The sequence below is a fragment of the Runella sp. R0.1_18 genome (assembly GCF_057652155.1).
Genome location: NZ_JBYFCK010000006.1, coordinates 130,222 through 154,704, shown reverse-complemented (window position 1 = coordinate 154,704; position 24,483 = coordinate 130,222). Strand labels below are relative to the sequence as shown.

General features: G+C 43.8%; 23 protein-coding genes. 10 read left to right on the top strand and 13 right to left on the bottom strand.

Translation table 11 applies throughout. The annotated features are described in order from the left end of the window. Positions 1–156: 156 nt before the first annotated feature. The 4 genes from AC23P2_RS12955 to AC23P2_RS12940 are packed head-to-tail and all read right to left on the bottom strand — an operon-like array spanning position 157 to position 3,353. Positions 157–1,809, bottom strand: coding sequence for a S41 family peptidase (locus AC23P2_RS12955; protein WP_487773590.1), 1,653 nt, complete (start codon positions 1,807–1,809; stop codon positions 157–159). A 26-nt stretch (positions 1,810–1,835) separates the two neighbouring features. Beyond that, a complete protein-coding gene (locus AC23P2_RS12950) occupies positions 1,836–2,258 on the bottom strand; it encodes a hypothetical protein (protein WP_487773589.1) in 423 nt (140 codons plus the stop codon). Positions 2,259–2,286: 28 nt separating this feature from the next. Next, positions 2,287–2,766 carry a hypothetical protein gene (locus AC23P2_RS12945; RefSeq protein ID WP_487773588.1) on the bottom strand — a complete coding sequence of 160 codons (480 nt, stop codon included), beginning with the start codon at positions 2,764–2,766 and terminating at the stop codon, positions 2,287–2,289. Next, positions 2,763–3,353 carry an RNA polymerase sigma factor gene (locus AC23P2_RS12940; RefSeq protein WP_487773587.1) on the bottom strand — a complete coding sequence of 197 codons (591 nt, stop codon included), beginning with the start codon at positions 3,351–3,353 and terminating at the stop codon, positions 2,763–2,765. Before AC23P2_RS12940 ends, AC23P2_RS12945 begins: the two co-directional genes overlap by 4 nt. Positions 3,354–3,577: 224 nt before the next feature. Between AC23P2_RS12940 and AC23P2_RS12935 the strand changes: the two genes are divergently transcribed. Together AC23P2_RS12935 and AC23P2_RS12930 are read left to right on the top strand one after the other, a co-directional pair. Further along, complete coding sequence (locus AC23P2_RS12935; protein ID WP_487773586.1) at positions 3,578–4,360, top strand: hypothetical protein; 783 nt, start codon at positions 3,578–3,580, stop codon at positions 4,358–4,360. Between the two features lie 17 nt (positions 4,361–4,377). Then, positions 4,378–5,742: an ATP-binding protein gene (locus AC23P2_RS12930; RefSeq protein WP_487773585.1), complete on the top strand. Its 1,365-nt coding sequence runs from the start codon at positions 4,378–4,380 to the stop codon at positions 5,740–5,742. Between the two features lie 390 nt (positions 5,743–6,132). Here the strand turns inward: AC23P2_RS12930 and AC23P2_RS12925 are convergent, their stop codons facing one another. Together AC23P2_RS12925 and rocD are read right to left on the bottom strand one after the other, a co-directional pair. After that, entirely contained in the window at positions 6,133–6,852 is a 720-nt protein-coding gene (locus AC23P2_RS12925) for a hypothetical protein (protein WP_487773584.1), read from the bottom strand. Positions 6,853–6,860: 8 nt separating this feature from the next. Further along, positions 6,861–8,114 (bottom strand): ornithine--oxo-acid transaminase, encoded by a 1,254-nt coding sequence (gene rocD, locus AC23P2_RS12920; RefSeq protein WP_487773583.1) that lies wholly within the window; start codon positions 8,112–8,114, stop codon positions 6,861–6,863. A gap of 162 nt (positions 8,115–8,276) precedes the next feature. On the opposite strand from rocD, the gene AC23P2_RS12915 reads away from it, so the two are divergent. From AC23P2_RS12915 to AC23P2_RS12895, 5 genes are all read left to right on the top strand, one after another. Next, on the top strand, positions 8,277–10,850 hold the full coding sequence (locus AC23P2_RS12915) for a zinc-dependent metalloprotease (RefSeq protein WP_487773582.1): 2,574 nt from the start codon (positions 8,277–8,279) through the stop codon (positions 10,848–10,850). Positions 10,851–10,928: 78 nt separating this feature from the next. Further along, on the top strand, positions 10,929–11,390 hold the full coding sequence (locus AC23P2_RS12910; protein WP_183973990.1) for an Lrp/AsnC family transcriptional regulator: 462 nt from the start codon (positions 10,929–10,931) through the stop codon (positions 11,388–11,390). A 130-nt stretch (positions 11,391–11,520) separates the two neighbouring features. Then, positions 11,521–12,978 (top strand): gluconokinase, encoded by a 1,458-nt coding sequence (locus AC23P2_RS12905; RefSeq protein ID WP_487773581.1) that lies wholly within the window; start codon positions 11,521–11,523, stop codon positions 12,976–12,978. Positions 12,979–13,062: 84 nt separating this feature from the next. Beyond that, positions 13,063–13,587 carry a thioredoxin family protein gene (locus tag AC23P2_RS12900; protein WP_122931575.1) on the top strand — a complete coding sequence of 175 codons (525 nt, stop codon included), beginning with the start codon at positions 13,063–13,065 and terminating at the stop codon, positions 13,585–13,587. Between the two features lie 32 nt (positions 13,588–13,619). Continuing rightward, positions 13,620–14,411 (top strand): PhzF family phenazine biosynthesis protein, encoded by a 792-nt coding sequence (locus AC23P2_RS12895; RefSeq protein WP_487773580.1) that lies wholly within the window; start codon positions 13,620–13,622, stop codon positions 14,409–14,411. Positions 14,412–14,490: 79 nt separating this feature from the next. On the opposite strand, the gene AC23P2_RS12890 is transcribed toward AC23P2_RS12895, so the two are convergent. The 7 genes from AC23P2_RS12890 to AC23P2_RS12860 form a co-directional block, all read right to left on the bottom strand. Further along, positions 14,491–14,868, bottom strand: a complete 378-nt coding sequence (locus AC23P2_RS12890) for a hypothetical protein (protein WP_487773579.1) — start codon at positions 14,866–14,868, stop codon at positions 14,491–14,493. 381 nt (positions 14,869–15,249) lie between these two features. Beyond that, positions 15,250–17,256, bottom strand: coding sequence for an OmpA family protein (locus AC23P2_RS12885; protein ID WP_487773578.1), 2,007 nt, complete (start codon positions 17,254–17,256; stop codon positions 15,250–15,252). Between the two features lie 42 nt (positions 17,257–17,298). Next, complete coding sequence (locus AC23P2_RS12880; protein ID WP_487773577.1) at positions 17,299–17,628, bottom strand: MGMT family protein; 330 nt, start codon at positions 17,626–17,628, stop codon at positions 17,299–17,301. Between the two features lie 88 nt (positions 17,629–17,716). Continuing rightward, entirely contained in the window at positions 17,717–18,280 is a 564-nt protein-coding gene (locus AC23P2_RS12875) for a DUF3109 family protein (protein WP_487773576.1), read from the bottom strand. Continuing rightward, entirely contained in the window at positions 18,277–20,526 is a 2,250-nt protein-coding gene (locus AC23P2_RS12870; RefSeq protein WP_487773575.1) for a LysM peptidoglycan-binding domain-containing protein, read from the bottom strand. The genes AC23P2_RS12875 and AC23P2_RS12870 overlap by 4 nt, the downstream gene beginning before the upstream one ends. Positions 20,527–20,549: 23 nt before the next feature. Further along, complete coding sequence (locus AC23P2_RS12865) at positions 20,550–21,191, bottom strand: O-methyltransferase (RefSeq protein WP_487773574.1); 642 nt, start codon at positions 21,189–21,191, stop codon at positions 20,550–20,552. A 104-nt stretch (positions 21,192–21,295) separates the two neighbouring features. Next, entirely contained in the window at positions 21,296–22,540 is a 1,245-nt protein-coding gene (locus tag AC23P2_RS12860) for a M16 family metallopeptidase (protein WP_487773573.1), read from the bottom strand. A 179-nt stretch (positions 22,541–22,719) separates the two neighbouring features. Between AC23P2_RS12860 and AC23P2_RS12855 the strand changes: the two genes are divergently transcribed. The 3 genes from AC23P2_RS12855 to AC23P2_RS12845 all read left to right on the top strand — a co-directional run bounded on the left by AC23P2_RS12855 (position 22,720) and on the right by AC23P2_RS12845 (position 24,401). Beyond that, positions 22,720–23,256, top strand: a complete 537-nt coding sequence (locus AC23P2_RS12855; protein ID WP_487773572.1) for an RNA methyltransferase — start codon at positions 22,720–22,722, stop codon at positions 23,254–23,256. Between the two features lie 121 nt (positions 23,257–23,377). Continuing rightward, positions 23,378–23,875, top strand: a complete 498-nt coding sequence (locus AC23P2_RS12850) for a hypothetical protein (protein WP_487773571.1) — start codon at positions 23,378–23,380, stop codon at positions 23,873–23,875. A gap of 79 nt (positions 23,876–23,954) precedes the next feature. After that, positions 23,955–24,401 carry a hypothetical protein gene (locus AC23P2_RS12845; RefSeq protein WP_487773570.1) on the top strand — a complete coding sequence of 149 codons (447 nt, stop codon included), beginning with the start codon at positions 23,955–23,957 and terminating at the stop codon, positions 24,399–24,401. The last annotated feature ends 82 nt before the right edge of the window (positions 24,402–24,483 follow it).

Here is a 24,483-nt window from a genome sequence, read left to right as displayed (position 1 = left end):
ACCGACGTTCGGTGAAAGATGTCACCCCGATGGGGCTTTTAGACGGCCTTTACCCCCTCTTTTTCTACTAAGATTTAGCCTCGCTGAGGCCACTTTTTTTAATTCTTTTAACCTGTCACGCCAATGGAATTCCTTCAATAATGAACTTTAACAAAGTTAAATATTATCCATTAGCTGGAGTGCATAGTGCAATTGTACATCCTGTGCTTCAAGCAATTCTCTGATAGAAGGCAAAACCTCATGCTCTGGTATAACACCTCTATCAGCATAACGGCTCTTTCTCACTGCCAAGCCATAATTGAAGCGCGGAATGGTCATTATGAGTTTAGTGTGTGGGAGTTCTATACGTACAGTTTGCCCAGAGGTATTGCCATAATAGCCGCCAGCCGTTTCCTCTCCAATAAATTTCCCGCGTCGATTACTTTTAGCGATTGCACAAAAATCGGCCGCCGTTGAAAAAGTCAGTCCGTCAATCAGAAACAAGACTGTTCCCTTAAAGTTGGTTGTCTGAGGTTGCTGAAGCCCCAGCAGGTAATTGTCTTCGACCGTAAAAATCTTTGAAGTCGATTTCACGGAAGCAAAATAACGGAACGGTTTATCGGCCAAATAAGAATAAAGCAAAGGGCTGTAAGCATTGAAGCCGCCACCGTTACCTCTCAAATCAATAATCAATCGACTGATTTTCTTCGCATTCAATTCGGCAAAGGTGGTTTGCACAAACTCTTTAAAACTCAGTCCAGCACGCTGCAATCGACCTTCGTCAAATGTTTTAATCGTAATAATAGCTGCATCTTTGGGGAGATACTGTACATACAAGTCTCGGGGTGCTGTTGGCAGATTCTTTGTTTCACAATCAATTTGATTCGCTGGAATGGCCGCAATCGTCTCGGTTTTGATACGCCCCTGTCCATCTTTGTATTTTACCAAAAACAGACTATCGTTGCCCATCACCCATCGATACAAAAAAGCAAAAGCTCCGTTGTTTAAGGTATGAATTTTCTTCTTGGTAATACTACCATCTGAAGGTAAATACTCAAACAATTCCTGTGTAATTTGAGTAATGGATTGGTTATTAATGGACAAAATCTCCGTACCAGTCGAAAATATATTGGCATAATTGCATCGCACAAACGCCCGATCAGCAGTAAAATAAAGATATAAAGGAAAGAGTTTACCCTGCGCCTGATAGTTTTTCAACAGGAGCGAAGAAATGTTCCCAGTAGTATGACCATCCTGAATAAAGCTGATTACCTGCATGATTATTTTGCCGAATTCCAATCGTGTCATTGGCTTATTGATACTCAGTAAACAATCATCCAATAGTCTGTCCACGACTTTTTTGGACTTATACCGATACAATCCCGCATGTTCATTTTCCAATGATTTTCGAAAAACAACAAAGTCCATGGCCAATCGTTCGGCACTAATCATATCGGGAGTAGTTGCGGCACTTTCTGCGGGCATGGCTATGCGGGTGTAACAGGAATCCTTCCCGTTGAGCACCACGATAAAATCATAGTGTTGGCCTGGCTTTGCCTGAAAGGAAATCGAATCTATGTTCGTATAAAATGTAATTTCTCTTTCCAGTGCTGGTGATAAGGCGTGGTAAACATCTGGTTTTGCCTCAGGCGTCAAATTCCAAATTCCTTTTTGAATCACATAACCGTCTTTGATGTCAACTGTGGCAGAGGTTGCCTTGATGATTCGAGGGGTTTGCTGCGCTTTTACGAGAGAGACGATTAGTGACATTCCTACCCAAAGGACAATACGTCCCCAATCCCCGACGGGGAGTTTTTTACTGAATTGCATGTGATGATTTTTTTAGTGTGAAAAAGTTACTTTTCTGAATACTTACTAAAGAAGAAATAGCTTAGAAAACTGCCCGCGACACAGAAGGCCATGGTCGCCAATGAATGAATGCCCAAGGGTAAGTTGTAGTGAATAATGGTCAAAGCAATGCCGATTCCCATCAGAATAGCAAACCACTTGATGTTGTTGTTTCTGTCTTCTTTGGGGTTGACATGTAATAAAGCTGAAGCAACACTTTCTGGAACTCCTTTTTCGACAATTCTTTTTTTGATTCGATGATCCAAAATTCGTTTCATCACGGCGAGCACAAAGAGCATCATCAGTGCCAGAGTGAAAATGGAGGCCGTTATGTTGAAAACGTCTTCATCGACGCCAGAAGCGGCTACCTCTTGCGCTTGGACTGTGCAGGAGACAGTTAAAAGACAAAGGAAGCTGAAATTTTTTTTCATGGTTGTTCTATAAAAATGTAATAGTGAATTAGACTGACAAGGAGCCAAATTGTTGCAATTCTGACTGTAAAACTTTCATTTGTTTGGTGTGTTTCTGGAAGATATCAATGCCAAGAACCGCAAAAATGGCCAAAAAGGTAGTGACAGAAATCCCTAACGCCATAGGGGTAATTCTGCCAAACAGAAAGCCTCTGGAACTCATAAAAATCAGATAGATAAGTGCTCCTGCGCTCAAAAACACGCTTGCTCCGACCCAATAGATGGTATAGCTTTTCTCAAGAGCGGCGGGTTGCGGCACGGGCAGTTGTTGCATCACCGTTTGCGTTAGGTCAAAATCAAATATCGGTGCTTCGGGCTTTATTTCTGAAGAGAACATGAGTTGATAAAGCCCTGCCTTTTGGCGGCAAAAATTACATGATTGGATATGCTCATTGAGCTGTGGCGGACAATTTTCCCCGTACAACGCATACTCCTGAAGCTCTGGGTCTGAAAGATGTTCCTTATTCATAGAATTTCATTACTATAATTTTTCAACAAGCAATTTTTTAGCGCTTTTCTGGCGCGAAACAGGTAGTTTTTCACGGTTCCAACAGGCAAGTTGGTAATGGCGGACATTTCGTCGTAACTCAACTCTTCGTAATGATAAAGCGTGATTAAAAGCCTGTACATCGGCGGCAGGGTATCCAGAGCGGCTTGAATCAGTTCGGTAAGTTCGGCTCGAAACAACAACTGTTCTGTTTCATTGTCAGTTGAGGAAAGCGTTTTATTAGACAGATATTCCAATAGTGTTTCTTCATTTTCATGGACCGAATCGTGCCCGTCTGGCAGAACGAGTTTCTTTTTGTCGAGATAGGCAAGGCAGGTATTGTAAGCAATTTGCCCTATCCATGTACTGAGTTTAGATTGAAACTGAAAGGTTGATAAATTTTTATACGTCTTCAGATAAATATCCTGTGCTAGGTCTTTTCGGTCTTCGGGGTTTTTGACCAATTTAAATACAATTTGAGCAACAAGTCCTTGGGTTTGCTTGATAATAGCCGCAAAGAGTGCCGATTCTCCCCGCAAAATCCTATTGATCAAGTCTTTCTCTTCCACCTTGTTATTGAGTTATTGCATGATAATAGCACATTAGACAGGTGAAACAAAAAAAAGTTGCACTGTATCTCCCTGAAATAGCTTGACAGATTTGGGGTTCATTTTTGGAAAGCGGCTTTGTTTTTGAGATTAGGTCAGTCAATTAACGGATAATCATTCATCAGGGTTATTAAACATAAAGAATTGAGTGTATTTTTGCTCAAACTCTTCTACCTGACTTTCCCATGCCTGTAGTGAATCCTATTTATACTAAGTGGCTTCCCTTTTTGTTCCTGATTTTTTTTCTAAGCCGCTTGAAGGCTCAGCAAACTCTTACACAGGATGTTCTTAAAATAGATAGCCTAACGGAGCAAGGGATATTTCTGGATAAAGGTTGGCGTTGGCACGCTGGCGATAACCCTACGTGGGCAATGGCTGATTTTGATGACTCAAAATGGGAAAAGATTAACCCTTTTCAAGATATATCTACCCTGCAAAAGTTACCTCAACATGGTATAGGCTGGTTAAGAATTCGTTTTCAAATTCCAACAGCTTTGAAAGGGAAAAATATAAGTCTGTCTATTAGCCAAACAGGAGCTACAGAATTGTTTTTAAATAGTCAATTCGTCATTAGGAATGGAATAATAAATACCCAAAAACAGGTACAGCAAGGAGGGATGTACACCTATTTACCGACAGCAAATCTAAGTACCGATACAATACAGGTAATAGCTATTCGATATGCTTTCACTAAAGAAAGTTTACACATACAACCTGAGTCATTTCTTCGATTAAAATTAATGTCTTCAAAGCAAGGCGAAAGATTGTATGTTAACAATGTTATTAGCTATTTAGTGAGCTCAACTCTTTGGGGTATTTTCCTGATTCTGGGGATTTTGCAATTGTCACTCTATATTATCTACCCTACTCAAAGAGCTCCTCTGTACTTGGGATTATTTTTAATCATGCAGGCCATTACACATATATTGGGTGGGGGGCTGACAAGGATTCCATCGCCAAGTTATTAGCCATTAAAAATGTTTTGATGTTTAATGACATAACCTACTTGATTTTTACTATAGCGATTACTTTCTCTGCTTTTTTTTATCTGTTAGGTATTTACGAGTATTTTAAACAACCTAAAAGAATTTGGTTTTTTACATCTGCGCTACTCACTTTAGCTACTTTTCCTTCCTATATATTTATTACCAATCCTACAGTTGCTTATTTCTGTGTATTTATTTTGGGCTTTATTGTTCCTTGGTCTGAAATTTTGCGAATTGGAATAATACAAACCAAACATAAACAGCAAAAAGCAAAAACGTTTGCAATTGTTCATGGAATACTTTTATTAACATTTGTTCTATATACGATAACCATTTTTTCACCACCTAATTCTTTTACTGATTTTCTTTTAAAACACGGGGGTGAGGGCTTTTTTTCGGTAAGTTTTTTAGGTCTTGCTCTTACCATCTCGATTTTACTTTCGCAAGAGCAAGCCGTTGCCAATAAATTACTCCAAAAACAACTTGTTGATTTAGAAGTTCTTTCTCAAAAAACGTTAGCCCAAGAACAGGAAAAACAACATATATTGGCCACTCAAACCGAAACGCTTGAAAAACAAGTCGAAGAAAGAACCAGCCAACTCAAAGCGTCTCAAGCTCAATTGGTTCAAAAAGAGAAACTGGCCTCACTCGGAGAACTGACAGCGGGTATCGCTCACGAAATTCAAAACCCGTTAAATTTTGTCAATAATTTTTCAGAAGTATCCGCAGAATTGGTGGATGAACTTAAAGAAGAATTATCCAAAGGAGACATAGAGGAAGCCCGTTTTATTGCCGATGACCTGGCCCAAAATCTGCAAAAAATCAATCATCATGGCAGCCGTGCTTCCTCCATTGTAAAAGGTATGTTGGAACACTCCAGAACTGGAATTGGTGAGCAAGTATCGACCGATTTAAACAAATTGGCCGATGAATACCTGCGCCTCAGCTACCATGGTATGAAAGCCAAAAATAAAGACTTTCATGCCGACTTTGAATTCATTGCCGAACCAACGTTACCTTTTGTCAACGTAGTGCCGCAGGAAATAGGCAGGGTGTTGTTGAATCTGCTGAATAATGCTTTTTATGCAGTAAAGAATGTTAAATTGCCCAAAGTAACCGTATCAACTTCTCAATCTGGCAAGCAGATCATTATCCAAGTGCGAGACAATGGCACGGGGATTCCTGACCCTATCAAAGCCAAAATATTCCAGCCTTTCTTCACCACTAAGCCCACTGGAGAAGGAACGGGCTTAGGCTTATCACTCTCTTATGATATTATCACTAAAGGACATGGGGGAAAGCTGACCGTAGAAAGCACCGAAGGAGTAGGGAGTGAATTTATCATTACACTTCCGGTTGTATAATCTATACAAATAATCACTGCGTTTGAGAACCACAATTAAAGCGATGGATTGACAACAAAGTTTGCGGGGTGAGCGCATGAAACGGATTCGTCAACGTACAGTTGAACTGGTCTTAGGTAGTTTGGTGGAGTATTATGGGTTACGAAAGGTTAATGTACGGGGCAAAGCTGGAGCTCACAAGGGGATGGTAAGCCTTCAAAAGGCAATGCATAAATCAGAGTTGTGCAACAGCTTAAATGATTGGAATAAAGCTTTGGTCAGCGCAGCCTAAACAAAAAATCTAACCAACCACTTCCACCCCAAAATCACCTCCTCAATCAAATCACACGCTTCCTGAATTTGCGACTCAGTAATCACCAAAGGCGGGGCAAATTTGTAAAATGAAAACGTCTATTTAAAATCTGAAATTTTCTTTAGCGTCTCCTCAAAGCCCATGATTGTGAACTTTGGATTTACTTGAAACTTTGTGTCAGCAACTTTTTCCAATTTGAAATCGGATGCTGTCAAACGGGTCATCCAACCATATACGTTGAAAACAAATTGTAAGGGTGTGCCATCTATAGCACCCAGTAGAGAATCGAAAACTGAGCCCACAGGAACTTCAATGGCATTTGTTAGTGTCATTTCAGATTCCTCATTCTTTGCCCCTCCTTTCACCAAAACTCTTTGTGCTGGCCAATTAAACCAACTTGTGTTTTCAATCACTTTACTCACTTTGTAATGGCTGGCATTTTGTTCTATGACGCGTTCATTTTGAAAACGTTTTTCTTCCTCATAAGATATAAATATGGCAAAGTTTGCCAATGATGCCATCATCGAATCAGACGACTCCACAAGCATGTAAATCCCGCTCTTATTTCTGATATGAATATCCTTATAAAAATCTTTGTTATCGAATCTATTGACTCGCCAAACTTCGATTCGAAGGTCATTTGTTTTTTTGTAAACAACTACTTGTGACACAATATAAGCCGCAGGAGATGCTTCACGCTTTTCTAAGGTATCAGCTTTATAGATAAGAACCCCTTCAGTAAAAGACGATTGGGCCTTTACCGTTAAAGACAAAAAAAGGACTGCACAGACTTGTAAAAGGGTGTAGAATTTCCGCATTTTTAATATTACTTACTTTTTTGAGCAGTCACCCCCAAAATCACCTCCTCAATCAAATCACAAGCTTCCTCAATTTGCGATTCTGTAATCACTAATGGCGGAGCAAAACGAATTTTATTGCCGTGGGTTTGTTTGCAAAGTAGCCCTTTTTCTTTGAGTTTGAGGCAAATCTGCCACGCTAGTGGGCTTTCTTCGTCGGTCGCAATCACGATGGCGTTGAGTAATCCTTTTCCGCGAACGGTTTCAATCAGGGTCGTTTTTTGCTGGATTTGCCGCATTCTTTCTCGGAATAGTTCACCCAAGCGCTCCGCATTTTCGGCCAATTTTTCATCCTCTAGTACCTTCAACGCCGCTACTGTTACAGCGGCGGCCAATGGATTTCCGCCGTAGGTCGAACCGTGTTGGCCTGGCTTGATGGTGAGCATGATTTCGTCATTCGCCAAAACGCACGAAACAGGATACACCCCGCCCGAAAGGGCTTTTCCCAACACCAAAATATCAGGTTTCACGCCTTCGTGGTCACACGCCAAGCGTTTTCCCGTACGCCCAAGACCCGTTTGAACTTCATCCGCAATAAACAACACATTGTACTTGGTACACAATGCCCGAACGCCGCGCAAATATCCTTCATCAGGTACCACGACGCCCGCTTCCCCCTGAATGGGTTCTACCATAAAGCCTGCAATGTTCGGGTCGGCTTGGAACGTTTTTTCCAACGTTTCTAAATCGTTGTACGGTACAATAATATATCCTGGCAAAAAAGGGCCGTAGTCATCGGTACTTTCGGGGTCGGTTGAGGACGAAATAGCCGCGAGCGTACGCCCCCAGAAATTCCCTGCGGCATAAACGGTCTTGGCTTCATTTTTTGGAATCCCTTTGACCAAATATCCCCATTTTCGGGTCAACTTGAGCGCCGTCTCTCCGCCCTCTACGCCTGAGTTCATCATCAGCACTTTGTCGTACCCAAAATAATCACACAAAAATTTCTCACATTCGCCCAATACGGAGTTATGAAACGCCCGCGACGTAAGCGTCAATTTCTGCGCTTGATTGGTTAGCGCCGTCACAATGCGTGGGTGACAGTGCCCTTGATTGACCGCACTGTAAGCCGACAAAAAATCGTAATAGCGCTTGCCTTCAATATCCCACACAAAAACCCCTTCGCCACGCTCAATCACTACTGGTACGGGCTTATAATTATGCGCTCCGTAGCGCTTTTCAAGGCCAATAAGATAGTCGGTTTGAGTAAGTTCGGTCGTCATGGTGATTTTAGAGATTGGAGCCAACAATTTTTATTACTTTTGTAAACTTACATTTTAACTTATTTTCAATTTTTAACAAGTCAAATTTCTTTCAAACACTTAAATTTAAAACAGTTTTTTAATTTCAAACACGCTATAAAACCAAATCTAACTTTCGTTAACATGTTTAAACAACTCCTTTTTTTGGCCACAGCACTTAGCTTTTCGGCCATCGCGCAAGACCGTCGCCCCACCACGCCACCCGCAGCCAGTGGCACCCCAGCGGCAACGGCACCCGCCGCGCCCGCCGCTGCTCCAAAGGCAGGCCCCAAGCCCTACAAAGAAGTAATTACCGACAAAAGTAAGACGACCAAGGGCTTATTCATCGTTCACAAAATAGATGAAAAATACTTCTTTGAACTCCCCGATTCGCTACTTGGTCGCGAGATGATGGCCATCACGCGCCTTTCACAGTCAAGTACCACGCCTGGGTCGGTAGGTTTGCCTGCTTACGGTGGCGAATTGCTTAACCGCCAAGTAGTTCGTTTTGAAAAAGGCCCTGACAACAAGGTTTTTATGCGTTCGGTAGCTTTTATCAACGTGAGTGACGATGCCAATTCTCCCATTTACAAGGCCGTTCGCAACTCTAACCTTGACCCGATTGCCATGGCCTTTGATGTAAAAGCAGTGCGCAAGGACACCTCGGTGGTCATTGAAGTAACCGACTTCTTCAAAAGCGACAACACCGTGATTTCGATGTCTCCCCTCGTTCGTCAAGCCTATAAATTGACGATGCTTCAAAACGACCGTACCTACATACAGAGCATCAAGTCTTTCCCCATCAACACGGAAATAAAAGTAGTAAAAACCTACGGTGTGACCCCTCCTACACCAAGCTTTGGGCCTTCTACAAGCCCTATTCCTTCGGTAAACCTACCCGCTGCTTCGATTGCAGGCGCAGTGACAATGGAGCTGAACACCTCGTTTATTGCCCTACCAGCCGTACCAATGAAACAGCGTTTGTTTGACTTGCGCGTAGGTTATTTTGCCAATGGTTATACCGTTTATGGCGAAAACTCACAACGTACCGAAGACAAAACATTTGTGGTTCGTTGGCGCTTAGAACCTAAAAACAAAGCCGACGAAGAACGTCAGCGCCGTGGTGAGTTGATTGAGCCTAAAAAACCAATCGTTTTCTACATCGACCCTGCTACGCCGAAACAATGGCGTAAGTTCCTAAAAATGGGGGTTGACGATTGGAACGTAGCCTTTGAAAAAGCAGGCTGGAAAAATGCCATCCGTGGCGAAATTTTGGCCGATAACGACACCACCATTAGCATGGAAGATGCCCGCTACTCAGCGATTCGTTATTTTGCGTCCGACATTGAAAATGCGTACGGCCCCAACGTACACGACCCGCGTACGGGAGAGATTTTGGAAAGCCACATCGGTTGGTACCATAACGTGATGAAACTCCTCAAAAAATGGTACATGACCCAAGCCGCAGCCGCTGACCCACGCGCTCGTAAGAATAAGTTTGACGATGAATTGATGGGACAACTGATTCGCTTTGTGTCGTCACACGAAGTAGGACACACGCTTGGTCTTCGTCACAACTACGGCGCATCGACGGCGACCCCAGTTGAAAAGCTTCGTGACAAAGAGTTTATTACCAAAAATGGACACACTTCGTCTATCATGGACTACGCTCGTTTCAACTACGTGGCTCAACCCGAAGACGGCGTGACTGACTTTTTCCCTCGCATCGGCGACTACGACATTTGGGCGATTGAGTGGGCTTACAAACCCATCTACGACACCAAAACACCTGAGGAGGATAAATTAATTCTTAACAAATGGTACAAAGAAAAAGCGCTTCCTAACCGCCGTTTGTGGTTCTTGACCGAAACCAACCCGTACGACCCGCGTTCTCAAAACGAAGACATCGGTGACAACGCCATGCTTGCCAGCGGATACGGTATCAAAAACCTCCAGCGTATTGTTCCTAACCTCATCGAATGGACCAAACAAGAAGGCGAAGATTATGACATGTTGGAAGAAGGTTTCAACGAAGTGGTAACGCAGTTTCGTCGCTACATGGGCCACGTCACCAAAAACGTGGGGGGGATTTACGAAACCCCAAAATCATCCGACCAAGCAGGGCCTGTGTATGAACCTACGCCTAAAAAAATGCAAAAAGATGCGGTCGCTTTCTTGAATCAACAGTTGTTTAACACCCCCAAATGGATATTAGACGAAAATATTATGCGTCGTATTCGTCCTGATATGGGGGTTGATTTTATTTCAAAAATCCAAGAAACTACCCTTAGTAGCCTTTTTGCCAGCGACCGCCTCCAGCGAATGATTGAGATGACAGAAAAAACGGCAGATGCCTACTCAATGGATGAGTTATTTGCCGATGTAAAAGGGGGAGTTTGGGGAGAATTAAAAACGCGCAAAGCAGCCGATGCGCACCGTCGTAACCTTCAAAAAATCTATGTAGAGCGCATGATTGCAACGCTAAACGCACCTGCGGCAGTTGGTTTTCCTTCAACAACTCCGATGAAGATGTTTGGCGCTGTAGTCGCTCCATCGGTGGACATACGCAAAAATGATGTGCAGTCGATGGTACGTGCACACTTGGCTTCGTTGCAAGGCGAAATTCAAGCAGCACTTCCTACCATTACCGACAAAATGACGAAATACCACCTTCAAGATTGCGTTTTCCGCATTAAGAAGGCGTTAGACCCTAAATAGTCTAACGAAGACCTTGTGCGTCGGGTCAAAACCCGACGCACTTTTACTACATTTACTATCTTCTGAGTATCAAAAATTATGGAAGAACCACTTGACGAATTTGACCGACTCATTTTGCAGCAACTCGAACGAGACGCCCGCAAAGCTTATTCGGCCATCGCCGATGATTTACAGATTTCCAACACAATGGTGCATCAACGGGTAGGAAAGTTGAAACGAATTGGCATTCTAAAAGGAAGCACGATTGTATTAAACGAACGAAAATTAGGCTACGAATGGGGGGCTTTTACAGGCATTACACTGAAAGAAGACTCTGATTCTGAGAAAATTATTGACGCACTCAAGCAAATCCCAGAAGTTACTGAGTGTTATTATATTACAGGAAAATATACGCTTTACATTCGCATAGTAGCGCGTAGCAACGAGCACATGCGCAAAGTTTTATACGAAAAAATTGACCATATCCCTGGCGTTCTCAAAACCGAATCGCTGATTGATTTTGGGGCAGCCTTCAAACGTAATGTTCCCATAGAAGAATAAACTGTGTTTTCGGTTTCTCAAAACCGAAACAGGAGTTACTCGTATCGTGCTTTCGGTTTCTCAAAACCAAAACAGGGGTTACGCACAACCCCCGTCGATACCCATCAGTTACCCAAAATAACCTTTAAGAATGAAAACTTGGATTGGGGTTGACATTGGCACAACCAACGTAAAAGCAACTGCCATTGACGAAGCAGGAGAAACCGTCGCACACGCCTCAGCAGCCTGCGTTACTTACCATCCAAAGCCGCGTTACGTTGAGCAAAATCCTGACGAAATTTATGGGCTATTCGTGGCTGTAATCCAGCAAGTTGCGGAGCAATTACGCCACAAAAACGCCAGCATCGAAGCCATTGGCTTGTGTTCGGCCATGCACAGCGTCATTCCTATCGACGCCCGCAATCGTCGGCTTACGCGTTCGCTCCTCTGGGCCGACAACCGCAGTGAAGCCCAGGCCGATGTCCTTAAAACGCACCCACTCTTAACGAAGCTTTATCCGCAAGTAGGCATACCTGCCCACCCTTACGCACCATTGACCAAAATGGTGTGGTTTCGCGAACAAAAACCCGCTATTTTTAGTAAAATCAGCCGTTTTGTTTCCCAAAAAGAATACATCTGGTACCGACTTTTTGGAAAATTTCAAATCGACTATTCGATGGCTTCTGGCACCGCCCTGCTCGACAATCGACGGTTTCGGTGGAGTGCATTGGCCATGGATTATGCAGGTATAAACGCCTCCCAACTGTCCGACCTAGTTCCAACTTATCACCAAGAAAAACTTACCCAACGAAGCCTTGCCAAACAGCTAGGCGTTCCTGTTGGTACTCCATTTGTGATTGGTGCGGGCGATGCCTGTTTAGCCAATTTGGGCTCAGGAGCTTTGGACATGGGCGTCACTACCCTCACCATTGGCACCAGCGGAGCGGTGCGTCAAACCGCCGCTACTCCCGCTCGCGACCCTCAGCAGCGTTTGTTTACCTACGTTTTGGACGAAACCCATTACGTATCGGGCGGCCCCACCAACAACGGCGGCAATGTACTCGAGTGGCTTTCAAAACACTTACTTTTAAAAGACACCAGCGAACTGCTTGCCATGGCCGAAAGTATCGGCGCAGGCGCCGAAGGCTTGTTGTTTGTGCCTTACCTACTGGGTGAGCGCGCTCCCGTTTGGGATGCCCACGCTTATGGGAGCTACCAACGTTTGCAGTGGCAGCACACCCAAGCCCACATGGCGCGCGCTACGCTAGAAGGGGTATTGATGAACCTCAACCAAATTCGTCAAATTATCGACTCTCAACTCAACAAAACCCGCATCTTGCACGCCAACGGTGGTTTTACGCGTTCCAAATTTTGGGTGCAATTGTTGACAGATATTTTCAGTACGCCCGTTCGGGTCAACGAAAGCAACGAAAGCGGTTGCCTTGGGGCGACTTTGCTAGCAATGAAATCGTTGGGAAAACTTGAAAGCTTGGAAGAAGGAGTCCATCAATACGTTCGATTTGCCGATACTTATCACCCCGACCCTTCCCAGACCAAAGTCTATCAAAAAGCCCAGCGCGAATTTGTAAAAGCGATGGCTGTGAGGTAACTACAAAAATGGCTTGGTATTTGTATTGGAACAAATTGAAAACTTTAAACGTTAAACAATCATCTTAAAATAATACGCCAAACCATGAAAAAGATTGGAATCGCCGCCGTCATCACTACTGTAATGGTAAGCCTTATGGCTTTTAAATCCGTTGAACCCAAAACCGAAGAAGCCAAAATTCAGTGGGTGACGTTGGAAGAAGCCTACAAACTTAACCAAAAACAACCACGCAAAATTTGGATTGATTTATATACAGAGTGGTGCGGATGGTGCAAAGTAATGGATAAAAATACCTTCAAAAATGCGGAAGTGGTTCAGTTTACAAACAAGAAATTCTACGCCGTAAAATACAATCCAGAAAAAGATGCCGACGTCATGTTTGGAAAAGTGTCGTTCCGTAGCCTAATCAATGGCAAAGTGACGGGCTATCCAACCACGGTTTTCATGGATGAAAAAATGAACCTCATCCAACCGATTGCTGGTTATTTGGAACCACGTATGTTCCACCAAGTGCTCGCATATTTTGGCGACAATAATCACCAAAAAGAGCCTTTTGACCAGTTTCAACAAAAGACTTACCCTACTAAATACACCGCCAAAGCACAATAAGGGGGGGTATTTTAGTTCTTCTAATTACTCTTATGCAATTATCACTTTATCAACTCGACGCGTTTACCGACAAAGTTTTTGGCGGTAATCCTGCCGCTGTCGTGCCGCTTACCTCATGGCTTCCTGACGAAACCATGCAGGCCATCGCCGCTGAAAACAACTTGGCCGAAACGGCTTTTTATGTCCCGACGGAAGCAGGTTTTCACATTCGTTGGTTCACCCCTACGGTCGAAGTGGACCTGTGCGGCCACGCCACGCTGGCCACCGCTTATGTATTGTTCTCCATCGAAAATTACCCTCACAACGAAATAAATTTCGACTCACGAAGCGGCATTCTCAATGTTCGCAAAGAAGGCGATTGGCTCGTTCTTAACTTCCCCGTTGACAGCATTCACAAACAATTGCTTTCGCCTCCTGCTTTGTTGGAAGCGTTGGGTGACATCAGTCCCGTTGAAATTTTACGCGGAAAAACCGACTTCATGGCGGTATTAGAATCCGAAGAGCAAGTACGCACGCTTCAGCCCGATATTATTGTTTTATCGACTTTGCCTGCGCGTGGTGTAATCATTACAGCCCCAGGCGATTCGGTCGATTTTGTATCGCGTTTTTTTGCACCACAATCAGGCATTGCCGAAGACCCCGTCACGGGTTCAGCACACACCACGCTCACGCCCTATTGGGCCGACAAATTGGGCAAAACCGAGATGGAAGCCCTGCAAGTTTCTGCCCGTGGTGGTGTTTTAAAAACAAAGCTTATCGGAGACCGCGTAGAAATAGCAGGCCAAGTAAAACTCTATTTACGAGGCACAATTGAAATCGGGTAATTCTAGTTTTAACAAAAATACTTCAAAATCAATGGCAAAGCGTCGGCAGGGAAATTTTCCACCGACGCTTTTCTTTTCTCTATTTTTCCGTTACCGCTTTCGCCAAACGCCTTCCTTTTGAAGAAATTTCCTTTGATTCATCCGCTGGCAGCGTCAATGGGCGTTCTGGTTCTTCTTCTACAGGGGCAATTTCGAGGCCCGAGGCCCTCAATTTTTCGATAATGGAAATAATCTCATTTCCACGCCGACCTTGCTCCTCAATCGCAAGCTGGTTGTATTCTTTTTCGCGCGCGGTTTCCCAGGTAAACAGCTCTGTTTTAGCATCATAAATCCCTAAAGGCAATCCTTTTGAGATTTGGGCAAAGTTTTTAATCGCCTCTTCCGCCTCAGGACGCGTGGTGTAAGTTAGGTGATAAAAACTTCCTTTGAACAAATATAAAATTGAAAAACGGTTCATAGCAGTAATGATTGAAGTAGGGCTTTATTGAAAAGCAAAAACGAATAAAACAATGGATTCTTGTACCGAATGAATTTCGGTAGGGCTTCCTCGTTTGAGGGGTTTTTAATTTGTAGGTTGATTGATGAGCTGTAGCATTGTAGGGTAAGCTACATTAGGCTCCGAAATAGACAAAAGAAAGAACAAGGTATCTTTGAAGTGAGATATTTACTTAAACAAATATCAAGAAAATATCGCATTAAACAAAAGAACCGAAGAAAATATTTTTATACTTCCTTCGGTTCAATTTTGTCAAAATATGATTTTTTCTAGTTTTGAACCATATAAGAGCATCTAAGCTTTTCTTATAATCCCTTATATGTCTTATATGGTTTAAAAAAATTATTTCTTCAAAATCGTAAACTCTACCCGACGGTTTTTCTTGCGGTTGTCTTCCGTCGTATTAGGAGCAACTGGTCGAGTAGGGCCATAACCTTTGGTCTGGATTCTATCACCCACAATTCCTTTAGTACCCAAATAACGCTTCACCTCCTCTACCCTATCTTTTGATAATTGCAAGTTGGCATCAAAATCCCCGACGTTGTCTGTATGTCCTTCGATGAGCACTTCCATCGTCCCGTTTTCAGTCATCATTTGCGCGATTCGGTCTAACTCTGGCAACGACGCAGGCAACAAATCAAACTTGCTCTGGGCAAACCCAATCGTGTTCAGCGTCACTTTTTGGCCAATTTCAATGGGAGCCAAAATGAGTTCACGGCGAAGTTCGCGGTACTGCGTTTCTTTTGTCAAATCAATCACCATTCCTCCCGACTGATACCCTTTTCGTTGCGCCGTTAGGCCGTATTGTTTTTGGGTATCTAAGACCACTTTGAAATCACCCACGGCAGGATCATAGTCGATGCGTTGCGGGGTTTGTTTTTGGTCTAAATCTTCCACAATGACCTCGGCTGCCACGGGCTGTTTGGTAGTTTGATCAAGAACCACTCCCTTCAACATCACCGTCGGAACGGGGCGAATCTGCTCTGGAAGCTTCATTCTGAAAATATCAAATTCACCCAATGAGTTTTCGGACGAACAAAAATACGCGTACGCTCCTGAGGCAGGAATGGTAAAATGTGCTTCAAAATCGGACGTATTGAAGGCAGGGCCGAGATTTTCTGGTTCCGACCATCGCGTCCAAGTTTCGTCCAAACGACGACTTACGTAAATATCCATCTCACCGTATCCGCTGCGGCCACTGGAGGTAAAATAAATCGTTTGATTATCGGTAGCCAAAAAAGGCGTAAACTCATCGTCGGCCGTGTTCAAATCAGCACCCATATTTTTAGCGGGCGACCAAGTACCGTCAGCTTGTTGGAAAGACACGTACAAATCTGCTCCCCCTTTGGTATTTCCATCTTGCAACGACAACACCATTACTTTTCCGTTAGGGCCAATGTAAAACCCCGAGAAAGAGTGTTCGTTGACATAACTTTGAAGGCGTAACTCCTGTGGAGCAGTCCAGCCTGTACGGTTTTTACGGCTCACTGATACCCCCTTCGACAAGCTTCCGTCGGGGTGATAAATGTTCATTAAGAGCGCTGTACGGTCGTCGGGAGAGATATAACAAATAGAATTTTCTTGGGCGTTGTTGATGGGCTTACCCATGTTCTGCGCTTTTTGCCACACCCCATTCTTTTCCTCGGCGTACCAAACATCATAATCTTCGGATGTGCGAATATTTTCGGGGTGGTCGTAGCGAGTAAAGTAGATTGTGCGTCCATCGGGCGAAATTACGGGAGCTACTTCGTTGGCTTTAGAGTTAACATTCGGACCAAGATTCTCTTTTTTTAGCTCTTTCGGAACATTCTTAGCGAGGTTAATCACCGCCTCCACGGGCTTTTCTGAGGCTGATATACCAATGGCATCAATTTCGTTCCAGCCTTCTACCAACTGCGTGTTGAGGGTTACTTTCAGAGAAGTCACCTTAAATGCCGTCAGTTGTGGCAGCCAAATACGGTGCATTCCTGCGCCACGTTTAGTCGCGTCGGGCTTGGCTTTGTAGAATGTATATTCTTTGTTATCGGTATCGTACCCAACAACGCTCGTAACGCAGCCAGCACCGTGGTTTTCGGCAATCACAATTTGACGAATTTGAGCGGGTGTATCAAACCCCACTTTTATCCATTCTTCGCCCGCGTCAGGCTGTGCCGACCGCCAAGCCGAAGCGCCACTTTCTCCCTGAGGAAGTTTGTTAGGTTTGCCTAAAAGTTGGGAAGGGCGGTACTGCGCCCCGTTTCCTTGCGCATATTCCGAAGATACACCGATGACCTTTGAAGCCCACTGAACCTCCTGTGAATGAAGCACATAACTAGCAATAAACAGTACAAAAAACGAAAAAAAACGCATGATTACAAGTTTTTTTAGGTAGCTGCACATTTATCGTGCCAATTACAACAATTCGTCCGAAGGATTCCAAAAGACTTTTTTAAAATCCACAATTTTATCATTTTTCACTTTCACGCCTTCCTGCTCCAAAAGTTCTTGCATGGCCGTAGGTGTTCCGAAAAAATGTTTACCCGTGAGCATTCCGTCACGATTTACGACCCGATGGGCAGGGACGTCGGGCATACCGTGGCAGGCATTCATGGCCCAGCCAACCATGCGAGCCGTCAATTTTGTCCCTAAAAAATTAGCGATTGCCCCGTAAGAAGTAGCGCGCCCTTCGGGTATTTGTCGAACGACGTCATACACGTCATCGAAGAAGTTCTTTGATTCCATGGGTTGGTTTTTAAACCATATTAGGCATATAGGAGATTATAAGAAAATTTATGTGCCCTTATAATCTCTTATATGGTTCCAAATTCTCCTAAGGCTTTTCGATTTTATTGACCAACTCACCGTACCATTTTTCCCCATATTTGGTAATTAGCGGGTCTTTCAAGAACTTATACAAAGGCACACCCAGCTCCTGTCCATTGTCACAAGCAGGACGACAAATGTGCCAGCGATCATAATTCAGCGCATCAAAATGGTCGTATTTGGTAATACGAATAGGGTACAAATAGCAAGAAATCGGTTTTCGGAACGTAATTTTTTTATCCAAAAACGCCTGCTCAATGCCACATTTCAAAATTCCTTTTTGGTCATAAATGGCGTATGCACACTCTCGTCCATTGACCGTTGGAGTGACATAGTCTCCATCAGCATCTTGTTCGTACAAGCCCGTTTTTTCAATGGCGTCAAGCCCTTTTTTATTCAAATAAGGCTTCACTTTAGGGAAAACCTCTTCTAATTGCTCCAGTTCGTCTTCGTTGAGAGGGGCTCCCATATCGCCTTCAATACAACAAGCACCTTTGCATTTTGTCAATTCACAAACAAAATATTGATCAGCAATGTCGTCGCTGATGACGGTATTATCAATGACTATCATTGTTTCTTAATCTTAATTTGTTGACCAATCTTCACTCCCGTATCAGGCAGCTCATTCCACTCCTTGATTTGATCCACTTTTACGCCGTATTTCTGTGAAATGCTAAACATCGTTTCGCCTTGAGCTACGGTGTGCGTAATAAACTCCACTGCTTTGGGTTGTTGGTCAAGCGTATTTCCAACGGGACGAATATTTAGCTTTTGTCCACTCAACAACTTTGCATCTTGCGGTAGGTTATTCCAATACAAAATGTCGTTGACCGTTACATCATACATTTTCGAAATACTGTAAAACGTCTGCCCTGCTCCTACTACGTGTACAATTGCTTTACCAGTCGTCGAAGTTGCTGGTGTTGTGTTTTTAGGCGTTGTGGGAGCGGGTTCTTCGGTTGTAGGCTTAGTAGCAACTTTGTCCTGTTTTGGCGGAGTAGTAACAGTCGTCTGCTTCTGAGGGGTATCGTTGGTTGTAGGTTTCGTAGTTGGCGTTGTTGACGACGAAGCTGGCGTCGTATTTTTAGTATTCGATGGTTTAGGCTTTGAGCTAGAAGTCGTCGATTCATCATTGATAATGACCACGCGATCATCATCCCCAGGGTTAAACGATGGCGCGCGACGGTTCGGCTTAGTCGTTGAATTCGACGAACTTGGTTGTTTGCTTGGTTTAGGCTCTACCGATGTACCCAAGTCTGTAAACTCCACCCCTCCACCTTTGGAATCAGTCGTTGTTTGGGGCTGATTTTGGGCTGGTGTAGAGGTTGTTGTTGCAGGGGTATCTGCCATTTTTGGAGTATAAACCTTACGCTCCGACGCATTTTGTGGAACTTTATTGGTTGTTGTATTCGCTCCTGCCGTTTGTTCAGTACGCACAGGTTCCTGAACCGCTGGACGAGGTTGCGACTTATCCATTCCTGGCTTCCATTCATCTTGCGGAGCTTCGATGATTTCTACGGGTTTGCTTCTTGGGCGTTTTTTCGTCAACCAAAGCACACGTCCCGTTTGAAGGCGCGTGTTGCGGTTATCAATGCGGTTGTAACGAACCAAAAATTTCAAGCGAACACCATAAATCTGCGAAACTTTCCAAAGCGATTCTCCTTCACGCACGGTATGGAAAGGCACCACGGCGCGTTTGTTTTTCTTGGCCAAATAATATACTTCACCTGGCACAACAGGGCCGCGTTCCGACATGTCATTATAGCGTAAGAAACTACTAAAACTAACGCGGGCTTTTCTGGCCAACGATTCCACATTGTCATTACCACCCGCCATAATGCCTGGCAAACCATTAATTTCGTACAAAAGCAGGTCATTGCTATATCCTTCTGCCCGCACAAGCACTGGAAATCCAATGTCTTTTTGAGTAAAATTATCACGTTGATTTGGTTTTTTGAAAACCGACAAACGCGAACGCACCGTTTCGTACTGGTCGTTGGTTACTGGCAATAACAAAGAATATGCTCTATCAGACGGAATGTCGTTGGCTGTTAGCCAGCGGTTTTGAGCGCGAAGGTTTGTTTCATCAACTGCAAATTCTTTGGCAATTCCTTCCAGCGAGCGACCACCTGCTTGTGGATACTCCAACAACACAAACTGATTAGGCGATTGATAGCGTTCGATGGCCGACTCAATGGCAATTTTATGTGCCAAAAAGCGCAAAATATAACGGTCAGACTTGCCATCTAATTTAATTTCGCGGGCATACCCCCATTCTGCGGGTATCGTTTTACTAATTCCACCCGCTCCCAAATAATAAGAATACAACGACGCGACCCAATTATTAAACTGCGTATTGCTTTTTTTAAGGTACTTAGCCGCCGCCCGCGTTGACGAAGTAATGTTTTTACGCTCATCTATCTGGTCGTCCACACGCAGACCATAATCCAAAGCCGTTTCTTTCTTGAACTGCCAGAACCCTACCGCGTTTGACGCCGAAACTGCATCGGGCTGTAGATTGCTTTCTTGTACTGCTAAATATTTAAAATCAACGGGTACATCTTCATCAATCAAAATCCCTTCAACGATGGGAAAAAACAGCAGGCACCGATCCAATTTCGCTTCCCAAAATTTTTTGTTGCCCATAAGAGCCTTTACATCTGTTTGAACTACGGCCCGCGCATCTTCATCAAGCTGCACGTTCATCCCAGCAAAGCCAACGCTACGCGGTACAGTAGGCACGGCAGGGGCTTGCGCAACGACAAATCCTACCAAAAAGAATGAAAAAAGAGTGGTTAGGGCTACAATACGTTTCATTGTGGTTTCGGTTCGCTTCATAACTAATTTTTATATGCAATCATCAAGCCGTCGCGGATAGGCAAAAGTAGGTTGCTTACCCTTGGGTCGTTGTGTACTTTTTGATTAAAGTCTAAAAGGTTCTGCGTATCCTTATCTATTTTTTTGTCTGTTTGTACAACTTTTCCGCTCCAAAGCACATTATCGGCAATAATAACGCCGCCTGGGCGCACTTTGTCGATTACCAAATCGTAATAAAGCGCATAGTTAAGTTTGTCGGCGTCAATAAACACCAAATCAAACGTATCGGGCAAAGTAGGAATCAATTCTACGGCATTGGCGATTCGGTAATCAATCTTATTTTTATACGGAGATTTGTCAAAAAACGACCTTGTAAAATCCTCTAACTCTTCATTGACATCAATGGTTATCAGAAGCCCATCTTCAGTTAATCCTTCCGCCAAACACAAGGCTGAATACCCCGTATAGGTACCTATTTCAAGAACCCTACGCGGGCGCATCATGCTAGAAAAAAGTGCCAGCAAACGGCCTTGCACGTGCCCCGACAACATACGAGGCTGCAAAACCTTTGCGTGCGTTTCTCGATTGAGAAGAGCCAACAGCATACTTTCGGGCGAGGTATGCGCCTGCGAATATCCCTCTATGGCCTCAGACAAAAACTCCATTTAGTGTAGGTTGTTTAACAAATATAAACGGAAAAACGCCTAAAAGTATATAAAATGGCCTTTTTTCACAACAAACGACGCGAGGAGGATTACTCACAACCCGATTACTTAGCGTCGTCCTCAGGCACAAAGCACAAGCTACTCCATTGGCTTTCGTCGAGCATTTCTTGGGCGATATCTTGGAGTTGTGAGGCAGTTACAGCTTCAATTTCCCGAAAAATTTCTTCCAGCGAATCTATTTTTCCAGTATCTAAAATACTTTTAGCCATCATCAACATAAAGCTTTGATTTCCTTCTTCCGACATGGCCAATTGCCCCATAAGCTGCACTTTCAAATTACGAAGCTGAACCGTCGTCAACGGTTTTTCACGTACTTGACGCAATTCGCGATGTACCAATTGGATAGCACGATCGAGGTTTTTGGGTTCTGTTCCAAAAAATACCCCCAAAAAACCTGTATCCAAAAAGGGCGCATAAGTAGCTTCGATTGAATAAACTAGGCCATATTTTTCCCGAAGCGTCATGTTAAAACGGGAATTCATCCCAGGGCCACCGAGGAGGTTAATCAGCATAAAAAACGGCAAACGTTTTTCATCCATCATTGCATACGCTGGCCGCCCCATCGCCACTTGGGTCTGGGTCATACCACGGGCTACCCGCAGCGTTTGCGGTACATAAATACTCGGCGACGTACGAATCCGTTGGCTGGTTGAATGAGGGAGGTCGTACAGGTATTTTTCGGCTTGCTTCACCGCCTTGCTAAAAGGCAAATTGCTCACCAACGACACCACGATGCGTTCGGTATCAAGGTTATCTGCAATAAAAGTTTGTAAATCGTTACGACCAAACGACCGAACGCTTTCGGCAGTTCCGAGGATATTCTTTCCCAATTGGTGGTTTTGAAAAACCAATTCGTCAAAATCATCTTGGATGGCGTCCTCGGGAGAATCGTGGTACATGGCCATTTCTTCCAAAATTACCCCTCGTTCTTTTTCGATTTGTTTCTCGGGAAAAACGGAATGAAAAGTAATGTCAGACAACAATTCAATGGCTTTATCGCTGTGCGATGCCAGCAATGACGCGTGAAAACACACTTTTTCTTTGGTCGTATAAGCATTCAACTCCCCACCGACGGTTTCGAGGCGGTTGATGATGTGATACGATTTACGTTTTTGAGTTCCTTTGAAAGCCATGTGCTCCCAAAAGTGCGCGAGGCCCTGCTGGTGTGGTTGCTCGTCTCGACTACCAATGTCGAGCATAATTCCCCAGTGAGCGATTTGGGTATGTGGTACTTGTTTGTGTACAACACGAATGCCATTGGGCAAGGTGTGTAAGCGGTATTCTTCCATTCTTTGCGATTATCACTTCTACAAAGGTAACAGTTTTTGGTGGATGTGGGTTTCGTCAACGTACCTTAAAGCCTGCTATTCCTTGAGATTTTGCAGTTTTCTGCGTTGTTTTGAGGTTTAATCAACCCCTTTCCGAAAGTTTTTAAAACTTTTGGTAAGGATACAATTTAATAAACCGTATGGGCTTTCAAAAACTTTCCATGGACGAACTCAACCGCCTGTCGGTCGAAGAATTCAAGTCCACCGCCAAACATTCCTTTGTATTTATCCTCGATGACATTCGTAGCCTCAACAACGTGGGTTCGGTTTTTCGCACCGCCGATGCCTTTAAAGCATCGAAAATTTATTTATGTGGGCTAACAGGCACCCCACCTCACCGCGACATTACCAAAACTGCCCTCGGCGCCGACGAATCTGTCGAATGGGAGCACGTGGAAGAGGTTTTAGCCCTTATCACTCAATTGAAAACCGAAGGATTTACCGTCGTTTCTATTGAACAAGCCGAAGGGAGTACGCTCTTGCACGAGTTTAAGCCAGTCGTCAACCAGTCGTACGCGTTTATTTTGGGGAATGAGGTTTTTGGGGTCAATGAAGACGTTGTGAATCAAAGCGATATTTGTTTAGAAATTCCTCAATTTGGGACTAAACATTCACTTAACGTATCGGTAACTGCTGGGATTGTGGCTTGGGATTATGTTTCTAAATTGATGACCTAATTTCTACAAACGTTTCTACAAACGTTTCGCAGCTCCGCAGCTTTGTGGATTATAAGGTTTGTATTTATAATTTCTACAAACGTTTCGCTGCTCCGCTGTGTAGCTAAATTTTTATACATTTATGCGCCTCATCATTGACCCATTAGGCGACGGGTACCATGACCTTTTCTTAAAAATCGACGTGATGCCAAGTCAAATCAAAATTGCTAACAGTTATTACCTTTTTGATTTTTTGGAAATAAGTCAAGAAGAAATAAAAGCGATCAAACAACAGCAAATGGCTCCGATAGCCTATGGTGCCTTACGGCTTATCGAGTATTGGGAAAACCGTATCTTGTCCATGTCAAAAGGGCAAACAGTATTCTTGCTATTTGACTTATCAGATCAGTATGTCGGAGGCTTTCGAGTTGCGAACGTAAAATATGGGTATCAATTTGAAGAGGTATTTACTGAAGAAACAGCGGGCTACGCGGTCAATAAATCTACCCTTGATTCCGTTGTGTCTCTAACATCGCTCCGAACCGACAAAAACTCTCCTTCTGGATGGCTGATTAGCGAAGAAAGGCTGCGAGAGGGGTTGGATTGGAGTAAAAAAGAAATTTTAAATAAAAATCCCTGACCAAAGTTTTTGTTTTAACGACATTTGTTGTATCTATTTGTAAAATCTTTTCTTTCAAACTATATCCTCTGTTATCCCAATGAAATCAGACAAGAAAAAAGCAGCAAGCGATATTGCACAAAAAATATCGACTGCCCTTACCACCGAAAATGTATCGAAGAAAATAGCCAAAGCTATTGAAAAAGCTTCTGAGAAATTGGCTAAAAAGCTCCTAAAAATCAGCAAAGAGGCAAAGAAGGCTCAAGAAGCAGCCGAAAAAGAAGCAGCAAAAAAAGCGAAGAAAGCTGCCGAAAAAGAAGCTAAAAAGGCTAAAAAAGAGCCTAAGAAGAAAAAAGAGCCAAAAGTAATTACGCCAAAAGTGGACGAGTCTGTAAAAACAGTCACTTCTGAGGTGGCACCCACTGCTCCCAAAGCAGCACCAAAACCTGCGGCGGCTAAACCTGCGGCTCCCGCCAAACGCCCCGCTCCGAAAAAAGCTCCCGCTGTTTCGAAGCCAAAAGAATCAGATACATTAGCCGAAAGCTAGTTTTCTCATTAATTTCTTGGTCGCGGTCTGACTATCGTCTGACCGCGACCAAGGTCAGACGGCAGTCAGACCGTAAAACAAC